13 protein-coding genes are annotated in these 18015 nt (G+C 74.2%); 5 read left to right on the top strand and 8 right to left on the bottom strand.

Annotated features, from left to right (window positions below; genetic code table 11):
* The first annotated feature begins 27 nt into the window (after positions 1 to 27).
* Positions 28 to 2625 (top strand): SpoIIE family protein phosphatase, encoded by a 2598-nt coding sequence (locus DQ237_RS04685; RefSeq protein ID WP_113797688.1) that lies wholly within the window; start codon positions 28 to 30, stop codon positions 2623 to 2625.
* On the opposite strand, the gene DQ237_RS04680 is transcribed toward DQ237_RS04685, so the two are convergent.
* The gene (locus DQ237_RS04680; protein ID WP_113797686.1) at positions 2622 to 4325 is read right to left on the bottom strand and encodes a DEAD/DEAH box helicase; all 1704 of its coding nucleotides are present in this window, start codon (positions 4323 to 4325) and stop codon (positions 2622 to 2624) included. The genes DQ237_RS04685 and DQ237_RS04680 overlap by 4 nt on opposite strands.
* Positions 4326 to 4387: 62 nt before the next feature.
* Between DQ237_RS04680 and DQ237_RS04675 the strand changes: the two genes are divergently transcribed.
* Entirely contained in the window at positions 4388 to 5806 is a 1419-nt protein-coding gene (locus tag DQ237_RS04675) for an amidase (RefSeq protein WP_113797684.1), read from the top strand.
* Between the two features lie 152 nt (positions 5807 to 5958).
* Here the strand turns inward: DQ237_RS04675 and DQ237_RS04670 are convergent, their stop codons facing one another.
* Both DQ237_RS04670 and DQ237_RS04665 read right to left on the bottom strand, forming a co-directional pair.
* Positions 5959 to 10947 carry an NAD-glutamate dehydrogenase gene (locus tag DQ237_RS04670; protein ID WP_205730075.1) on the bottom strand — a complete coding sequence of 1663 codons (4989 nt, stop codon included), beginning with the start codon at positions 10945 to 10947 and terminating at the stop codon, positions 5959 to 5961.
* A gap of 70 nt (positions 10948 to 11017) precedes the next feature.
* Positions 11018 to 11389, bottom strand: coding sequence for a phage holin family protein (locus tag DQ237_RS04665; protein ID WP_113797682.1), 372 nt, complete (start codon positions 11387 to 11389; stop codon positions 11018 to 11020).
* Positions 11390 to 11670: 281 nt separating this feature from the next.
* Between DQ237_RS04665 and DQ237_RS04660 the strand changes: the two genes are divergently transcribed.
* Both DQ237_RS04660 and DQ237_RS04655 read left to right on the top strand, forming a co-directional pair.
* A complete protein-coding gene (locus DQ237_RS04660; protein ID WP_113798500.1) occupies positions 11671 to 12864 on the top strand; it encodes an ATP-binding protein in 1194 nt (397 codons plus the stop codon).
* Positions 12865 to 12902: 38 nt separating this feature from the next.
* On the top strand, positions 12903 to 13652 hold the full coding sequence (locus DQ237_RS04655) for a ZIP family metal transporter (RefSeq protein ID WP_113797680.1): 750 nt from the start codon (positions 12903 to 12905) through the stop codon (positions 13650 to 13652).
* A 4-nt stretch (positions 13653 to 13656) separates the two neighbouring features.
* On the opposite strand, the gene DQ237_RS04650 is transcribed toward DQ237_RS04655, so the two are convergent.
* Positions 13657 to 15417: a SpoIIE family protein phosphatase gene (locus DQ237_RS04650; RefSeq protein WP_113797678.1), complete on the bottom strand. Its 1761-nt coding sequence runs from the start codon at positions 15415 to 15417 to the stop codon at positions 13657 to 13659.
* A 232-nt stretch (positions 15418 to 15649) separates the two neighbouring features.
* Here DQ237_RS04650 and DQ237_RS04645 point away from each other — a divergent pair, with 232 nt between their 5' ends.
* Positions 15650 to 16105 carry an ATP-binding protein gene (locus DQ237_RS04645; RefSeq protein ID WP_113797676.1) on the top strand — a complete coding sequence of 152 codons (456 nt, stop codon included), beginning with the start codon at positions 15650 to 15652 and terminating at the stop codon, positions 16103 to 16105.
* A 134-nt stretch (positions 16106 to 16239) separates the two neighbouring features.
* On the opposite strand, the gene DQ237_RS04640 is transcribed toward DQ237_RS04645, so the two are convergent.
* Genes DQ237_RS04640 through DQ237_RS04625 form a run of 4 tightly spaced genes read right to left on the bottom strand, consistent with a single transcriptional unit; the run spans position 16240 to position 18014 of the window.
* The gene (locus DQ237_RS04640; protein WP_113797674.1) at positions 16240 to 16731 is read right to left on the bottom strand and encodes a hypothetical protein; all 492 of its coding nucleotides are present in this window, start codon (positions 16729 to 16731) and stop codon (positions 16240 to 16242) included.
* Positions 16728 to 17090 carry a response regulator gene (locus DQ237_RS04635; RefSeq protein ID WP_113797672.1) on the bottom strand — a complete coding sequence of 121 codons (363 nt, stop codon included), beginning with the start codon at positions 17088 to 17090 and terminating at the stop codon, positions 16728 to 16730. Before DQ237_RS04635 ends, DQ237_RS04640 begins: the two co-directional genes overlap by 4 nt.
* A 28-nt stretch (positions 17091 to 17118) precedes the next feature.
* Positions 17119 to 17634, bottom strand: a complete 516-nt coding sequence (locus tag DQ237_RS04630) for a chemotaxis protein CheX (protein ID WP_240619413.1) — start codon at positions 17632 to 17634, stop codon at positions 17119 to 17121.
* A complete protein-coding gene (locus DQ237_RS04625) occupies positions 17631 to 18014 on the bottom strand; it encodes a response regulator (protein ID WP_113797670.1) in 384 nt (127 codons plus the stop codon). The genes DQ237_RS04630 and DQ237_RS04625 overlap by 4 nt, the downstream gene beginning before the upstream one ends.
* Position 18015 lies beyond the last annotated feature (1 nt).

Genomic DNA, 18015 nt, shown 5'->3' with positions numbered 1-18015 from the left:
CGGCGACGGCCGGGCAGGAAGGCATCGGTGGACCGACCCACGCACCGCGAGGTCGCAGCGGGCACTCCGGCCGACCGCGCGGCGGCCCAGCTGCGCGAGGACCCCGCCCGGGTGGCGACCGCTCGCGATGTCCTGCCCGTCGACGCGCGCCCCGGCCTGGACCGCCTGGCCCAGCTCGCCGCCCGGCTCCTCGGCACCTCGGGCAGCCAGGTCTCCCTGCTGACCGACGTCCAGCACGTGGCCGCGGGCACGGGAGCTGCCGCCGTCGGCACCAGCGGCCCGCTCGAGGAGTCCCTCTGCACCGTCACGGCCGCACTGGCGCCGGGTCAGGCCCTCGTCGTCGCCGATGCAGCGAGCGACCACCGCGTGCGGGACCTGCCGCCGGTGCGCGCCGGGATCGTCGGCTCCTACCTCGGCACCGTGCTCTCCGACGACGCCGGGCGGCCGCTCGGTGCGCTCTGCGTCTTCGACGCCGAGCCACGGCCGTGGGCTCCCTCGGAGATCGCCACCCTGCAGCAGCTGGCCGGATCGGTGATGACCGAGCTCCAGCTGTCGGCGCTGCTGCACCGCTACGAGGACGACCGGGTGCGGTGGGAACTGGCCACCGAGGCCGGCGGGGTGGGCACCTGGGACTGGGACCATCAGACCGGTGAGCTGACCTGGGACGAGCAGCTGATCGCCATGTTCGGCTACGAGCCGGGCAACTTCGGCCGGACGATCGACGCCTTCAACGCCCGCCTGCACCCCGACGACGCCGCGTGGGTCGGCGAGGCGCTGCAGGCAGCGGTCGACACCGGCGGGGAGTACGACGCCACGTACCGGATCGTCTGGCCCGGCGGCGAGACGCGGTGGATCCACGCCCGCGGTCGGTCGCTCGTCGGCCCGGACGGCGCGACGGCCCGCATCCTCGGCACCGCGTACGACGTGACCGGGGAGCGCGAGGCCGCCACGCTGGTCACCCGGGTCCTGGAGGCCATGCCCGCCGGCTTCTACAGCCTGGACCGGGACTGGCGGTTCACCTACGTCAACGCCGTCGCCGAGCGGCTCCTGCAGAGTTCCCGCGACGAGCTGCTGGGACGCGTCCTCTGGGAGGCCTTCCCCGACGCGGTCAACAGCATCTTCGAGGACCGCTACCGCGAGGCCGTGCGCACCGGGCAGCCGATCGCCTTCGACGCCTACTACCCCGCCCCGCTGGACGGCTGGTACGAGCTGCGCGCCTGGCCCAGCCCCGACGGCCTGTCGGTCTACTTCCTCGAGGTCACCGAGCGCCGCCGGGTGCAGGAGCAGGCCGACCACGCCGCCCGCCGTCTCGCCCTGCTGGCCGACGTCAGCGCCGAGCTGGCCGGTGCGCTGGACGCCTCGACGGCGACCGCCCACCTGGCGCAGCTCGTCGTCCCGGAGCTCGCCGACTACTGCATCGTCACGGTGGTCGACGGCGACGGGCGCGCCCGGGACGTCGGCTGCTGGCACCGGGACCCCGAGCTCCGTCCGGTGCTCGAGCGCTACGCCGCCCTCCGGCTCGACGCGATGCCCTCGGACTCACCCGCGGCAGTCGCGCTGCGCACCGGGGAGGCGACCCGGCGGGACGGCGCGGAGGTCCGCCAGCTGCTCGCCCCGGGTGAGGCCCGCGAGCTGCACGCCCGCCTGGGCTCCCGGGAGGCCGTCGTGATCCCGATGCGCGGCCGCAACCGCACCGTCGGGCTGCTCACCATCTACTACGACGACGGCCGGCCGGCCCTCGAGGAGGACCTGGCCACCGCGCAGGAGGTCGCCGACCACGCCGGCCTCGCGCTGGACAACGCGCGCCTGTACAGCGCCCAGCGGCAGCTCGCCGAGGGACTCCAGCGCAGCCTGCTGACCGAGCCGCCGGAACCGGACCACGCGGAGATCGCGGTCCGGTACCTGCCGGCCGCGGAGGCCGCCCGGGTGGGGGGCGACTGGTACGACGCGTTCCTCCAGCCGGGAGGGACGACGATGCTCGTGATCGGCGACGTCGTCGGCCACGACACGGAGGCGGCCGCGGCCATGGGCCAGCTGCGGGGGCTGCTGCGCGGGATCGCGACCTACAGCGACGCCGGCCCCGTCGAGGTGCTGCGCGGCCTGGACACGTCGATGACCACGCTGCAGATGCAGACGCTCGCGACGGCGGCGGTGGCCCGGTTCGAGCAGACGCCGGACGAGCTGGAGCGCGGGCTGACCCGCATGCGCTGGGCCAACGCCGGGCACCTGCCCCCACTCGTCATCAACCGCGACGGGAGCGTGGCGGAGCTGGCCGAGTGGAACGGTGACCTGCTCCTGGGCGTGGACGCCACCACCCGCCGCCGGGAGTCGGTCATCACCCTGGACCGCGGCTCCACCGTGCTGCTGTACACCGACGGCCTGGTGGAGCGGCGCGACTCCGACCTCGACGAGGGCATCCACCGGCTGCGCGAGACGCTCCTCGAGCTGGCCGACCGGCCGCTGCAGGCGCTGCTGGACGAGCTGCTCGAGCGGCTGGTCGACGGCCGGCCGGAGGACGACGTCGCGCTGGTCGCCGTCCGGCTGCACCCGCAGGACCGGCCGCGGCCGCCGGAGGCCGGACCGACCCGGGTCCCGCCGACCGTGCCGGCGGACCCCGCCGGTTAGGAGCGGTCCCGGCGCACGGTGGCCTTGCGGCCCTTGATCATCGTGGCCCGCAACGCCTGCACGACCTCGTCGACCGCGCCCTCGGGCACCTCGACGAGCGCGAACCGCTGGTGGATCTCGATGGAGCCGACGTCGCGGCCGGTCAGCCCGGTCTCTCCAGTGATGGCGCCCACCAGGTCTCCGGGGCGGATACCGGCCTCCCGGCCCAGTCCGACGAACAGCCGGCCGGCCGGACCGCTCGCTGCCCGGCGCGGCGGACGTCCGCCGTCACCTCGCGCACCGGCGTCGCGGCCGTTCCCGGCCCGGGGCGCCTTGCCGCCGCCGCTGTCGGGGCGGAAGGCGACCTGCGGGATCTCCTCGTCGTCGTCGACACCGTTCCCGGCCTCGTGCGCGAGCTTCACCGCCGCGAGCGCGACCTCCATGAGGTCGAACTCGTCGGCCAGGCTCTCGACGACCACGCGGAACCGGTCCAGGTCGTCGGTGAGCAGGCTCTCCCGCAGCGCCCCGCGGGTCAGGTCCAGCCGGCGGGCGCGCAGATCGGCGACCGTCGGAACCTTCTCCACCGTGATCGGCGAGCCGGCGACCTTCTCGATCGTCTTGAGCATCCGGTGCTCGCGCGGCTCGGCCAGCGTGATGGCCACGCCCTCGCGCCCCGCACGGCCGACCCGCCCGATCCGGTGCACGTAGGACTCGGGCGCGGAGGGGACGTCGTAGTTGACGACGTGGGTCAGCTGCTCGATGTCCAGGCCGCGGGCGGCGACGTCGGTGGCGACCAGGAGGTCCGCCGTCCCGCTGCGGAGCCGGCCCATGACCTTGTCCCGCTGCTCCTGGCTCATCCCGCCGTGCAGGGGCTCGGCGCGGTAACCGCGGCCGTTGAGGGTCTCGGTGAGGGTGTCGACCTCCTCGCGGGTGCGGCAGAAGACGATCGCCGCCGTGGGCGCCTCCACGTCGAGGATCCGGCCGAGCGCGGCAGGCTTGGCGCCGCGGGGCACCACGTAGGCGGTCTGCCGCACGCGGGGGGCCTCGCCCGAGGCGGCCTTCTCGCGGGCGATGGTGATGCGCACCGGGTCGGAGAGGTGCCGGCGGGCCAGCGCGTCGAGGCGGCGCGGCATGGTGGCCGAGAACAGGACGGTCTGCCGGTCCTGCGGCGTCTCGTCCAGGATCGCCTCGAGGTCCTCGGCGAAGCCCATGTCGAGCATCTCGTCGGCCTCGTCCAGCACCACCGTGGCGATGTCGCCCAGGTGCAGCGCGCCGCGGTTGACCAGGTCGAGCGCACGACCGGGCGTGGCGACGACGACGTCGACCCCGGACTCCAGGCTGCGCAGCTGCCGCACGATGGGGGCGCCGCCGTAGACCGGGAGCACGCGAGCGCCGAGGTCCTTGCCGTAGCGGTGCAGGGCCTCCGACACCTGGACGGCGAGCTCACGGGTGGGCACCAGCACCAGGGCGACGGGCGGCTTCGCCCTCCGGTGGGCCTCCAGCCGCTGGAGCACCGGCAGCGAGAAGGCGGCCGTCTTGCCCGTCCCGGTCGCCGCCTGGCCGAGCAGGTCGCGCCCCTCGGCCAGCGGCGGGATCGCCTCCTGCTGGATCGGCGTCGGCTCCTCGTAGCCGAGGGCGGTCAGCGCCTTGAGCAGCTCCTCGCGCAGGCCGAGGGTCTCGAAGGTGGCGTGCTCGCCGGTGGTGGCTCGTTCGTCGCTCATCGCCTCCATCGTTCACCGGTGACCGCGGTCGCGCGCACCCGGGTTTCTGCGACGCTCCACGGGTGACCCCCGACGAGGAGCTGTGCGCCCGTCCCGCGACCGAGCTGGCCGGGCTGGTGCGCTCCGGCGACGTGTCGGCGCGCGAGCTGCTGGAGGCGCACCTGGCCCGGATCGAGCGGCTGGACCCGGCGCTCAACGCCGTCGTCACCCGGGACGCCGCGGGAGCCCGACGGGCCGCCGACGCCGCCGATGCCGCGCAGGCGGCGGGGGAGCCGCTGGGGCCGCTGCACGGGCTGCCGGTGGCGCACAAGGACACCCACGCGACCGGCGGGATGCGGACCACGTGGGGATCACCGCTGCACCGGGACACGGTGCCGCTGCGCGACGAGCTCGTGGTGGCCCGGCTGCGCGCGGCGGGTGCGATCCGAGTGGGCAAGACGAACGTGCCGGAGTTCGCCGCGGGGTCGCACACCGTGAACCCGGTCTTCGGTGCGACCCACAACCCCTACCGCCACGGGCTCTCCGCCGGTGGGTCCAGCGGTGGGGCGGCGGCCGCGCTGGCCGCAGGGCTGGTGCCGCTGGCCGAGGGCAGTGACATGGGCGGCTCCCTGCGCAACCCGGCGGCGTTCTGCAACGTGGTCGGGCTGCGGCCCACGCCCGGGCGCGTACCGACCTGGCCTGCCCCGATGGCATGGTCGACGCTGTCGGTGCAGGGGCCGATGGGCCGCACGGTGGCCGACGTCGCACTGCAGCTGTCGGTGCTGGCCGGGCCCGACGGGCGGGTGCCGTTGTCGCTGTCCGACGACCCGGCGGGCTTCGTCGCGCCCCTGCCCGAGCGGCTGGACGGACTGCGGGTGGCGTGGGCGCCGGATCTCGGCGGCCGGGTGACCGTCGATCCGGCGATCACCGCGGTCCTGGCGGCGGCGATCCCGGTGTTCGAGGAGCTCGGCGCGGTGGTGGAGGATGCCTGCCCGCGCCTGGACGGTGCCGACGAGGTGTTCGGCACGCTGCGCGCGTGGCTGTTCGACGCCACCTTCTCGGACCTGGTCCGCCGCGACCCGGGCCAGGTGAAGGAGACGATCCGCTGGAACGCGGCACGGGGCGCGCGGCTCACCGGGCGCGACCTCGCCCGGGCCGAGCAGCAGCACACGCGGCTGTTCGAGCGGGTCGTCGAGTTCTTCGGGCACTTCGACGTGCTGCTCTGCCCGACGACGCAGGTGCTGCCCTTCCCCGTGCAGCTGGAGTACCCGACCGAGATCGCCGGGGAGCCGCAGGAGGACTACCTGGCGTGGATGCGGTCGTGCACCCTGCTCTCCCCCACCGGCTGCCCGGCGCTGTCCGTGCCCGGCGGCTTCACGCCGGACGGCCTCCCGGTGGGGTTGCAGGTCGTGGGGGCGCCGCGCGCCGACCGGCGGGTGCTGGAGGTCGGGCACGCGTTCGAGCGGGCGACCCGCTTCGGGGAGCGGCGACCACCCCTCTGACCGCTTCTACGATTCTCTAGCATCCAGGCTAGAAGACGCGAGACGACGTGATACCGACGCGCACGCGCATGCGGTCGGGACGCGCGCCTCGAGACCGCGCTCATCCGCATCCGGGTGGCTCCCTCCCCCGGGGTCATCCGGTCGGGCGAGCGCTACTTCTTCTCCTCGTCCGGGCGCGGGATCCGGCGGGCCTGGCGGCGCTTGCGCAGGCCCCGCAGCGTCCGCACCGCGACCAGCAGCTCCGCGAGCTCCTGCCGCTCGCCGGAGGTGATGTCGGCGAGCTGGCCGGCCGCGCGGCGCTGCGCGGTGTCCCACGCCTCCTCCCACCGCTCCACCAGCTGCGCGGGCGACTCGGTGTCCGAGGTACGCAGCCCCAGCACGTCCTCGGTGAGCGAGGACTGCTCCATCGCCAGGTCGTCGCGCAGCGAGGCCCGGGCCATCGACGGCCAGCGCCGGTCGCGGGGCAGCGCCGTCACCTGGTCCCGCAGCGGGCCCAGCCCCAGCCGCTCGGCCAGCCGCTGCATGACCTGACCGGCCAGTGGCACCGGTGCCCCGGTGCGTTCGGTCACGACGGCGAGATCCAGCGCCGCCGGGAGCAGGGGCGCGGCCGCCACCCGTGCCGCGAGCTCGCCGGGCATCCCCGCCTCGCGCAGCCTGCCCGCGCGGGCGGAGTACTGCTCGGCCTCCCGGCCCAGCAGCCAGCCGGGCAGACCGGTCTGGACCTCGGCCACCGAACCGGCGAACCGGGCGATGACGTCGGCCAGCGGCGGCGGGTCCTCCGCGGTGAGGTCGGGCTGGCGCAGCAGCCAGCGGGTGGCCCGCTCGGCCAGCCGGGTCGCCTCGGTGCGCGCCTCGACCTGCAGGGCGGCGGGAACCCGGTTGTCCAGCGGCCGGATCGAGTCCCAGATCCGGTCGATCCCGAACACCTCGCGGGCCACCGCGTGCGCCCGGACGACGACCGCCAGCGGCACCCCCGTCTCCTCCACCAGCCGGAAGAGACCGGTGACCCCGGCGACGTTGACCGCCCGGTTGGTGAGGGCGGTGGCGATGATCTCGCGGCGCAGCGGGTGGCCGGTGACCGCGGCGGGGAAGCGCTCGCGCAGCGGTGCCGGGAAGTAGTCGACCAGCAGCGCCTCCAGCGCCGGGTCGTCGGGCAGCGTCGAGTGCAGCACGGCGTCGTCGGTCTCGAGCTTGGCGTAGGCCAGCAGCACCGAGAGCTCCGGGCTGGTGAGCGCCTGCCCGTCGCGGCGGCGCTCGGCCAGCCCGCGGTCGTCCGGGAGCGCCTCGACGGCGCGCAACAGCCGGCCGGAGCGCTCGAGCGAGCGGATGAACCGCTCCTGGGCGTCCATCAGGCTTCGCGCCGACGCGGTCTCCACCGCGAGGGTCGCGTTCTGCGCGTGGTTGTCGGTGAGCACGGCGGCGGCGACGTCGTCGGCCATCTCGCCCAGCAGCGCGGCCCGGCCCTCGGCGTCGATCGCGCCCTCGGCGACCGGCCGGTTCAGCGCGATCTTGATGTTCACCTCGTGGTCGGAGGTGTCCACGCCCGCGGAGTTGTCGATGGCGTCGGTGTTCACCCGGCCACCGGCGAGCGCGTACTCCACGCGCCCGCGCTGGGTGAGCCCGAGGTTGCCGCCCTCGCCGACGACGCGGACGCGCAGCTGCCCGCCGTTCACCCGCAGCGCGTCGTTGGCCTTGTCGCCGACCTCGAGGTGGCTCTCCCCGGCGGACTTCACGTACGTGCCGATGCCGCCGTTGAACAGCAGGTCCACCGGCGCCAGGAGGATGGCGCGCATCAGCTCGACCGGGCTCATCGCCATCACGCCGTCGGCGATCCCGAGGGCGGCGCGCATCTGGTCCGACACCGGGATCGACTTGGCCGACCGCGGCCAGACGCCACCGCCGGCGCTGATCAGCTGCGGGTCGTAGTCCTCCCAGCTCGACCGGGGCAGCTCGAAGAGGCGGCGGCGCTCGGCGAACGAGGTGGCCGCGTCCGGCGAGGGGTCGACGAAGACGTGCCGGTGGTCGAAGGCGGCCACGAGCCGGATGTGCTCCGACAGCAGCATCCCGTTGCCGAACACGTCGCCGGACATGTCTCCGACGCCGACGACGGTGAAGTCCTGGCGCTGGACGTCGAGGTCGAGCTCGCGGAAGTGCCGGGTCACCGACTCCCAGGCGCCGCGGGCGGTGATGCCCATGGCCTTGTGGTCGTAGCCGACCGACCCGCCGGAGGCGAAGGCGTCGCCCAGCCAGAAGCCGCGCTCGAGAGCGACGGAGTTGGCCAGGTCGGAGAAGGTCGCCGTCCCCTTGTCGGCGGCGACCACCAGGTAGAAGTCGTCGCCGTCGTGCCGGACGACCTTGGCCGGTGGGACGACCTCGCCGTCCACGAGATCGTCGGTGAGCGCGAGGAGGGCGCCGATGAAGATCTTGTAGCACGCCTGCCCCTCCGCGAGCACCTCGTCACGCGAGGCGCCCTCACCCGGGGGGTGCTTGACGACGAACCCGCCCTTGGCGCCGGTCGGCACGATGACGGTGTTCTTCACCATCTGCGCCTTGACCAGGCCCAGGATCTCGGTGCGCAGGTCCTCGCGCCGGTCGGACCAGCGCAGCCCGCCGCGGGCGACCTTGCCGAACCGCAGGTGCACCCCCATCACCCGCGGGCTGCTCACCCACACCTCGTGGCGCGGGCGCGGGTCGGGCAGGTCGGGCACCTCGGCCGGGTCGAGCTTGAGCGCCAGCGCCGGCCGGGCCGGGGTGGACATGGCGTAGTAGGTGGTGCGCTGCGTGGCGGTGACGGCGGCGAGCAGCGAGCTGAGCACGCGGTCGGCGTCCAGCGAGGCGACCTGACCGATCGAGCGGCGCAGCGCCTCCACCAGGTCTGCCTGCCGGCCCTCGCGACCGTTCATCCGGCCCGGGGAGAACCGGGTCTCGAACAGCGCGACCAACCGGGCGACGACGCCGGGGTGGGCGGCCAGGGTGCGCTCGACGTAGGCCTGGCTGAACGGGAGCCCGGCCTGGCGCAGCCACTGCACGTAGGCCCGCACCACCGTGACCTGGCGCCAGTTCAGCCCGGCGAGCATGACCAGCGCGCCGAGCCCGTCGTCCTCGGCCTCGCCACGCCAGACCGCCCCGACCGCCTCGGTGAACCGCTCCGGCAGCGAGCGCAGCAGCGGCAGCTCGACGGGCGGCACGGCCACGCCGAAGTCGTAGATCCAGGTGGGCGGTGCGCCGATCCGGTCCAGCTCGTAGGGCCGCTCGTCGACGACGTCGACGCCCATGTTCTGCAGCATCGGGAGGATCTGGGAGAGCAGCAGGCGCTCGCCGACCCGGTAGACGGTGAGCCGGCGCTCACCCGGCGCCGCACCCGTCGGCGTCCACAGCCGGAGCGCCAGCCCACCCGGCGGCAGCGCCTCCAGGCGGACGAGGTCCTCCACGGCGCGCTCGGCGGTGAAGCTCTCCTGGTACGCCGCCGGGAACGCGGCCGCGACCCGCGCGAACACCTTCTCCGCGTCGGCGCCGTACCGGGCGGCGAGCGCGTCGAGGAGCTCGTCGGTCCAGCTGCGCGCGGCGGCGGCCAGCTCGGCCTGCAGCGCCTCCGGGTCGACCTTCACCCGGCGCGGCGCACCCTTGCGGCCCACCGGCACCCGGACGACGAAGTGCAGCCGCGCGAGCACGGACTCCGTCGAGCGGGCGGTGAACTCGATGCTGGCACCGCCGAGCCGCTCGAGCAGGGTGTGCTGCATCGCCAGGCGGACCTCGGTGGTGTAGCGGTCGCGCGGCAGGTAGACCAGCGCGGACCAGAACCGACCGGTGGGGTCCTGGCGGAGGAACAGCCGGGTCTGACGGCGTTCCTGCAGGTGCAGGACCGCCATGGCGACGGGGAGCAGCTCGTCGGCGTCGACCTGCATGAGCTCGTCGCGCGGGTAGGTCTCCAGGACGTCGAGCAGCTCCTTGCCGGTGTGGCTGTCGGCCGGTACGCCGGACCGGGCGACCACCTCGGCGACCCGGCGGCGCACGAGCGGCACGTCGAGGACGCTGCTGGTGTAGGCCGAGGAGGGGAACAGGCCCACGAAGCGGTACTGCCGCCGCGCGCCGGAGGGGTCCGCCGGCGCGGTCACGGCGACGAGGTCGAGCCAGGCGCGCCGGTGCACCGTCGCGCGGGCGTCGGCCTTGGTGACGCTCAGCAGGTGGTCCGCCGGGGCCTGCACGGCCTCGGGCGTGGCCGAGTCCCCGCTCATGTCGGCGTCGCTGCGCAGCACCCCGAGACCCGTGCCGGGCACCGCGCGCACGCCGGCCTCGGCCAGTTCCACCTCACGGGCGCCCAGCAGCACGAAGTTGCCCTCGGCCAGCCACCGCAGCAGCGCCGCGGCCTCGGCCGGGTCGTCGGACGGGTCTGCCACCCCGGCCGGCACCGACATCTGCTCCAGCCGCGCGGCCAGCTCCCGCACCCGCTCGCGCAGCCGGTCGCCGTCCTCGCACACGGCGCGCACGTCGTCGAGGACCGTGCGCAGTCCGGCGACCAGGTCCTCGGCGGCCTCGGCGTCCAGCGGGCCGTCGAGGACGACGGCCATCCAGGACTCGGCGACGGCGTCGGCGCCGCACGAGGTCGCGTCGTCGCTGTCGCAGAAGGCGGTGATCCGGCCGCGGAGGTCGCGACGGACGACCAGCACCGGGTGGACGATGTGCTCCAGGGCGAACCCCTGGCGGACGACCTCCGCCGTCACCGAGTCCACCAGGTGCGGCATGTCGTCGGTGACCAGCCGCACGATCGCCCGGGCCCGCTCGCCGGCGGGCTGGTGCACGTCGACCGTCGCCGCCCCCGGGGGCCGCACCTCGGCGAGCGCGAGGTGGCCGAGGGCGAGCTCGGCGAGCTGCTCGGGCGGGTGCCCGACGACCTCCTCGGCGGGCTCGCTCCAGTAGTACCGCCGGAGGAACGCGGGCAGGTCGTCGGCGCGGCACCCGGCGGGGAGCGCGTCCGGCTGCTCCGAGCCGGCCCCGGCGGCCTGGGCCGCCCGGTCCAGGACCTGCCGCTTCTCGTCGCGCGCGGCCTCCAGGGCAGCCAGTTCGGTCAGGGAGCTGCTCGTGGAGCCGCCGGTCCGGTCGCGCACCGGGGTCCCCGGGGCGACACCGGTGTCATGGGCCATGAAAGGCCACGCTACTGCCCCCTGAGACCGTCGTCACGGCGACGCGACGAGGGTCCCGGGACCTGCGGTCTCAGCGGTCGAGCAGCTGATCGGCCACCCAGCCGGCGATCGCAAGGATCAGGCCGCCGAGGATCGCGGTGCCGATCCCGTCGATCGTGAGCCGCGTGGTGAGCGCCGCGGTCAGCCCGAGGAGGGCCGCGTTGATGACGATCAGGAACAGGCCCAGGGTGAGCAGCACGAACGGCAGCGAGAGCAGCCGGAGGACCGGCCCGACGACCGCGTTGACGACACCGAAGATCAGCGCGATCCACAGGTAGGTCCCGTAGATCCCGAGCGGCCCGTCCGGGTTCTCGACGACGTCCAGCCCCGGCAGCACGTCGTACTTCGTCAGGAGGAAGAAGACCGCGCCGAGGAGGACCACCTTGAGCAGGAACTTGATCACGGCACCGACGCTAGCGGTCCCGCCGGACCGACAGGGGGATATCAGGTTACCTAGCGGTGTCTACCGCACGTGCTAGACGACGACAGAGAGCCGCATGCTCGGCGACGGTGCGGGAGTGGCGCGCGCCGACCACCGGGGGCCGCGCCGACGGGCGGATCGTCGTCCGCGACCAGCGCTCCACGCGCAGCGTGGCCCGGGAGGGGCGGCGGTGGCTCGACACGCGCTGGACCGTTCTACCGATCTCTACGGATCGAGCTAGAGAACCCCATACGGTGGTCGACATGGATCCCGTGCGGAACCCGTACGCCCCCGGCGCCGGTCAGCGCCCGCCCGAGCTCGCCGGCCGGGACACCGAGCTGTCGGCCTTCGACGTCGTCCTCGAGCGGATCGCGCACGGGCGGCCCGAGCGGTCCCTGGTGCTCACCGGGCTGCGCGGCGTCGGCAAGACCGTGCTGCTCAACCAGCTGCGGTCGGCGGCCATCTCCCGCGGCTGGGGCACCGGCAAGATCGAGGCGCGACCCGAGCAGTCGCTGCGCCGTCCCGTCTCCTCCGCCCTGCACATGGCGCTGCGCGAGCTCGGCCCCCGGCACGGCGACCAGGAGTCCGTCGCCGAGGTGCTGGGCGTGGTCAAGGCGTTCGCCTCCCGCGTCTCCCCCGCCGATGCCAAGGTGCGGGACCGCTGGTCCCCGGGCATCGACGTCCCGGCCGCCACGGGGCGCGCGGACTCCGGCGACATGGAGATCGACCTGGTCGAGCTGCTGAGCGACGCCGCAGGAGTGGCCGCCGACATCGGCAGCGGGATCGCGCTGTTCATCGACGAGATGCAGGACATCCAGCCCGACGACGTCTCGGCGGTCTGCGCGGCCTGCCACGAGCTCTCCCAGCAGGGCGCCCCGCTGATCGTCGTCGGTGCCGGACTCCCCCACCTGCCCGCGGTGCTGAGCGCCTCCAAGAGCTACTCCGAGCGCCTCTTCCGGTACCTGCGCATCGACCGGCTCGAGCGCGACGCCGCCGACCGCGCGCTCATCGCGCCCGCCGAGCGCGAGGGCGTGGAGTTCGAGCAGGGCGCCCTGGACGCCCTCTACGACGCCGCCGACGGCTACCCATACTTCGTGCAGGCCTACGGCAAGGTCACCTGGGACCTCGCCGCCTCCTCCCCCATCACCGCCGCCGACGTCGCGATGGCCGCACCGGTCGCCGAGGCCGAGCTCGCCGTCGGCTTCTTCGGCTCCCGCTACGACAGGGCGACGCCGGCCGAGCGCGAGTACATGCACGCGATGGCCGAGCTGGGTGGCCCGGGCGGGGCCGCCGTGGCCACCTCCGAGGTGGCGGTGTCGCTGGGGCGCAAGCCCGCGTCCCTCTCCCCCGCCCGCGACTCCCTGATCAAGAAGGGCCTCGTCTACTCGGCCGAGCGCGGCCAGATCGCGTTCACCGTCCCCCACTTCGGCCGCTACCTGCTGCGCCACCCCGACTGAGACGGTTCGCGATCGTTGCATTGGGGCAACAGTCCTCCATGCCGACGTGGTTGGAAGCAGGACTGTGGGGGCTCCTCGGTGGCGGCGCGCTCGTCTTCGGCGCGCTCGTCGCCTGGTTCCTCCGGGTGCCCCAGGTCGTCATCGCGTCGGTGATGGCGTTCGGGTCCGGTGTGCTCATCTCCGCCGTCGCCTTCGACCTCATGGAGGAGGCCGCAGACACCGGGGGCCTGCTGCCCGCGGCCGTCGGCTTCGGGGGTGGCGCCGCGGCCTACCTCGGCGCCAACGCCCTGCTCGACCGGCGCGGCGCGCGGCACCGCAAGCGCTCCGGTGGGCAGCAACCCAGCGAGGAGCAGCAGTCGGGCAGCGGGGCGGCGATCGCCATCGGTGCGCTGCTCGACGGGGTGCCCGAGTCGGTCGTCCTCGGGCTCGGGCTGCTCGGCGGCGGCACGGTGAGCGCCCCGGTGCTGGCCGCGGTCTTCATCTCGAACGTGCCGGAGGGGCTCTCCTCCGCGGCCGGGATGAAGCGCAGCGGCCGCTCGGCGGCCTACGTGTTCGGCGTGTGGATCGGCATCGCGGTGGCCAGCGGGTTGTCGGCGCTGATCGGCTACCTGGCCCTGGGCGGAGCGCCGCCGGAGGCGGTCGCGGTCATCACGGCGGTCGCCGCCGGCGCGATCCTCACGATGATCGCCGACACGATGATCCCGGAGGCGTTCGAGCGGACCCGGGTCTGGACCGGCCTGATCACCACCCTGGGCTTCCTCGTGGCCTTCGCGATCGAGCAGCTCTGAGCACTCAGCCGGGCAGCGGCGGGACGATCTCCGGGCCCGCCTCCGGTGGGCGCTCGCCGCGGGCCGGGTGCGCCCGCACGGCCAGGACGGCGACGTCGTCCTCGACGCCGTCGCCCAGCATCTCGGCCAGCAGCCGGTCGCAGAGCTCGGTGAGCGTGAGCCCGGCCGACGACGCCAGCAGCGCCCGTACCTGTGCGCGCCCGTCGTCCAGCGGCAGCCCGCGGCGCTCGAACAGCCCGTCGGTGAAGAGCACCAGGGTGCTGCCGTCCGGCATGGGCGCGCTCCCGTCCCGGCGCTCCCCCGGCCAGCCGATCCCCAGCGGCGGTCCCACGGGGGCACTCAGGTCCTCGACCCGCCCGTCCGGCAGGAGCAGCAACGGATCGGGGTGCCCGGCCGTGGCCCAGTTCAGCCGGCGCATCCCGGCGGCGCGCTCGGCCTCGTCCTGCTCGACCCGGCAGACCAGGGCGGTGGCCATCGCGGGGAGGCCGAGCCCGACGAGCGCGTGGTCGACCCGGCTCAGCAGGCCGGCCGGGTCCTCCTGCCGGTCGTAGGCGATGGCGCGGACCAGGGTCTTGATCTGCCCCATCGCCGCCGCGGCCTCGATGTCGTGACCCATGACGTCGCCGATCACCAGCACCGTGTCGCCGTCGGGCTGGAGGAAGGCGTCGTACCAGTCACCGCCGATCGACACGCCCTGCGTCGCCGGGCGGTAGCGGACCGCCAGCTCCAGGTGGTCCGGCTGCACCGGCGGCGAGAGCAGGCTCAGCTGCAGCCGCTCGGCGACCTGGTGGTTCAGCGAGACGAGGCGGGCGTTGTCCAGCGCCTGCGCCGCGCGGCGGGCCGCGATCTGCGCGGTGTGCAGCTCCGCGGCGGTGTGCGGCCCTCGCTCCGCCCCGTTGACGAGGGTGAAGGCGCCGAACACCTCGCCCCGCGCCACGAAGGGAAAGGTCGCCACCGCCGACGGCGCGAGCGGTGCCAGGGCGTCACGGCTCGCGTCGTCGGCGATCATCGTGTCGAGGTGGTGCTGGGTGAGCTGGGCGATGACGACGGGCTCGGCGTTGCGCAGCGCCATCGGGACCGGCGCACTCGAGTTGTTGGACGAGACCCGGGCGTCGGCGTAGCGGTGCATGTGCTCGACCATCGCCGGGTCGGAGTGCGCCCGGCCGACGTCGCGCCGCGTGCCGTCGGGATCGATCACGCTGACCAGGCACCAGTCGGCCAGCAGCGGCACCACCCGCGCGGCGAAGCGGCCCACCGCCTCGTCGACGTCCGGGGTGGAGGTCATCTCCTGGCTGATGTCGCCCAGCAGCATCAGGTGCCGGCCGGACTCCTCGGCCCGCCGCGCCTCCCGGGCGGCCTCGGCGGCGGCGCGTTCCCGTGCGGCGACGGCGGCCGCCCACTCGTCCTCGCTCCGTCGACGCTCGGTGATGTCGTCGTAGCTGACCACCAGGCCGGCCTCGGTGAGGAAGGCGTCGGCGCGGAACCACTTGCCGAGCGGCCCGAACCACGCCTCGACGCTGTCCGCCCGGCCGGACCTGCGCACCGACCGGTAGAGCCGCTCGAACGGCCCGCCGACGGCCTCGGGGAACTCCACCCAGATGTCGCGCCCGACCAGGCCGGCGACGGAACGGTCAAGGACCGACGCCCCCGCGGGGTTCACGTAGGAGAAGGTCCAGTCCTCGTCGAGGACGAACAGCGGGCGGTCCATGCCCTCGACGGCCTGGAGCAGCAGGTCGCCACGCAGCAGCGCCGTGTCGTCGCGCACGTCGCCCCCCCGCCCCAGCCACTCGGCCGCGCTGATGGCAGCAATGCACCCAGCGTGACCGTTCGGGCGACCGAAAGCAATGCTCGACCGGCGATCCCCTCCTCATCCCGAGGGGGTGACTCTGAGCACATCGACACGACTCGTGCCCGGATCCGGGGGTTGACGGGCCGCCCGGTGGGGCATCCCGTCCCCGACACGAGCCGAGGTCGACAACCCGAGCCGAGGGGGAGGCATGGCGCGACTCGCGTGGCCCGTACGCCCGCTGCCCGATGGGCGGGGCGAGGTCTGGCGCTGGCGTCTCACCGGCCTGTCGGAGCTGCCGGCGGCTCGCGCGGCGCTCCGGGCACGCCTCTGCCACGTCGGGCACCCACCCGAGGGTGAGGACCCCTCGAGCGAGCAGCTGATCCTGGCCTTCGACGAGCTCGCGTCGAACGCCCTGCGGCACGGCGAGCGCCCCGTGGTCGCGAGCGTGGTCGCCGGCAGCGGGGGCTGGTTGCTCGACGTGAGCGACCGCGCGCCGCAGACGATGCCCGCCCCCACCGTCGACCGCGATCCCGCGCAGGGCGGGATGGGGCTGCAGCTGGTCGCCCGGCTCTCCGTGGCCCACGGGTGGTACGTCGACGAGGAGTGCAAGCACGTCTGGGCCTGCCTCCCCACCGAGGCCGAGGAGCAGACCCTGTCGGCCTGAGCCGCGCGCCCCTGGTTCCACGTGCAACGCGCCACTCCCCCGACGACGCTCTCCCGACAACGCCCCTCCGAGAATGCCGCGACCCCCGTCGCAGGAGCGACGGGGGTCGTGGCGTGGTGCGGGGTTCCCTGGCGTCAGGGGATGACGAAGGAGAGCGACCCCTTGCCGTAGGTCGGGATCTCGATGTCGAGGTCGACCCGGTTGAAGGCGGAGAGCATGCCGGCCAGGTCGCCGGGCACCTCCTCGCCGGGGGCGTAGAGCTTGTGCAGCTTCGAGTGCGGGGCCCCGGGGACGTTGAACAGTGCGGAGAGCACGTTCACGACCTCGTAGAGCGCCTCGACCTGCATGCCGGACAGCTCGCCGTCCTCCTCGACCGCGTCCTGGGCGCCGCCGGGGGGCAGCAGGGCCAGGGCGGAGCCGGTGTAGGCCGATGCACCCAGGTCCATCAGGCACAGCGAGTTGACGTTCATCTGCGGGTCCACGTAGACGGCCACGGACACCGGGCGCTCCGGCGTCGGCGTCACGGGAGCACCCGGGGCGACGGTCACCGGCTTGCCGACCAGGCCGGTCAGCATGTCGCGGATGTCCTTGACGGCCGGGAGCTTGACCTCCGTGGGGGCGGTCATGCGATCACCCCGTCCAGGTGCTCCTTGAAGGTGTCCTCGTTGAACGGCTTGGCGATGAGGAAGAGGGCACCGGCGTTGGCGGCCTTCTCCCGCATCTCCGGGGAGCCCTCGGAGGTCACGAACCCGAAGGGCACCTGCGAGCCCTGGGCGCGCAGCGCCTGCAGGCACTCGATGCCGGTCATGTTCGGCATGTTCCAGTCGGACAGGACCAGGTCCGGGCCCTCGGAGCCGACCTTGGCCAGGGCGTCCGCGCCGTCCTCGGCCTCGACGATGTCGTGGTCGTCGTACCCGGCCTGACGCAGGGTGCGGATGACGATCTGCCGCATCACGCGGCTGTCGTCGGCGATCAGGATCTTCACAGTGGCACCTCGTTCTCGCGTGTTGGGGTTAGTGGCTGGCCGGCAGCGGCGGGAGCGCGCCCTGCACGGAGATGGTGAGCGGCTCGCCGCGCCAGAGGACGTCCACGCGGCAGACGTCGACGGGGTTGCGGACCAGGGGGGCGTGGCCGACCTGGGGCAGGCTCAGTCCCGAGGGACCGGGCAGGGCGGCCTTGACGCTGCCGCCGACGACGTTGGCGATCTCGCCGAAGGCGTCCTCGACGTCCTCGGGCTCGAGCACCTCGGGAGCGGCCTCACGGAGCAGGGCCCGGGAGAGCGCCTCGGCGGTGGCCTGGCCGGTGGTCAGCACCACGCTGCCGGTCCACGGGCCGACGACGTCGACCCAGCTGGACACGACGTCGGCCGGGAGCTCGCCGGCCAGCGGGACCAGCACCTCCTCCTCGCCCACCAGGGAGACCCAGGCCTCCTCGGCGACCGCGAGGATCGTGCCCTCGTCCATCAGGTCGGTGATGACCGGACGGGCGTCGCTGGTGCGACGCCGCTCGCCGGTGTCCTGGGCGGTCACAGGGCAACCTCCTGCGGGAGCAGGCCGAGCAGCGCGAGCTTGTCGCGGAACGCGTCGGCGGTGAACGGCTTGATCATGTACTCGTGGGCGCCGGCGGCCAGGGCCCGGACGATCTGCGTGTGCTCGCTCTCCGAGGTCACCATCATCATCGTCATCCGGCGCCAGGCCGGGTTGGAGCGGACGGCGGAGACGAACTGCAGACCGTCCATCACCGGCATGTTCCAGTCGATGGTGGCCAGGTCGGGGACCCAGCCCTCGTTCAGGACGTCCAGCCCCTCACCGCCGTGACCGGCGTCGCGGACCTCGTACCCGAGATCGGTGAGGATGCCGGTGACGATCCGGCGCATCGCGCGCGAGTCGTCGATCACCAAGGCACGCATG

This window comes from Blastococcus sp. TF02-8, from assembly GCF_003319175.1.
Classification (GTDB): Bacteria; Actinomycetota; Actinomycetes; order Mycobacteriales; family Geodermatophilaceae; genus Blastococcus.
Note: the sequence above shows the minus strand (reverse complement) of the source record. Positions and strands in the feature narration are given on the sequence as shown.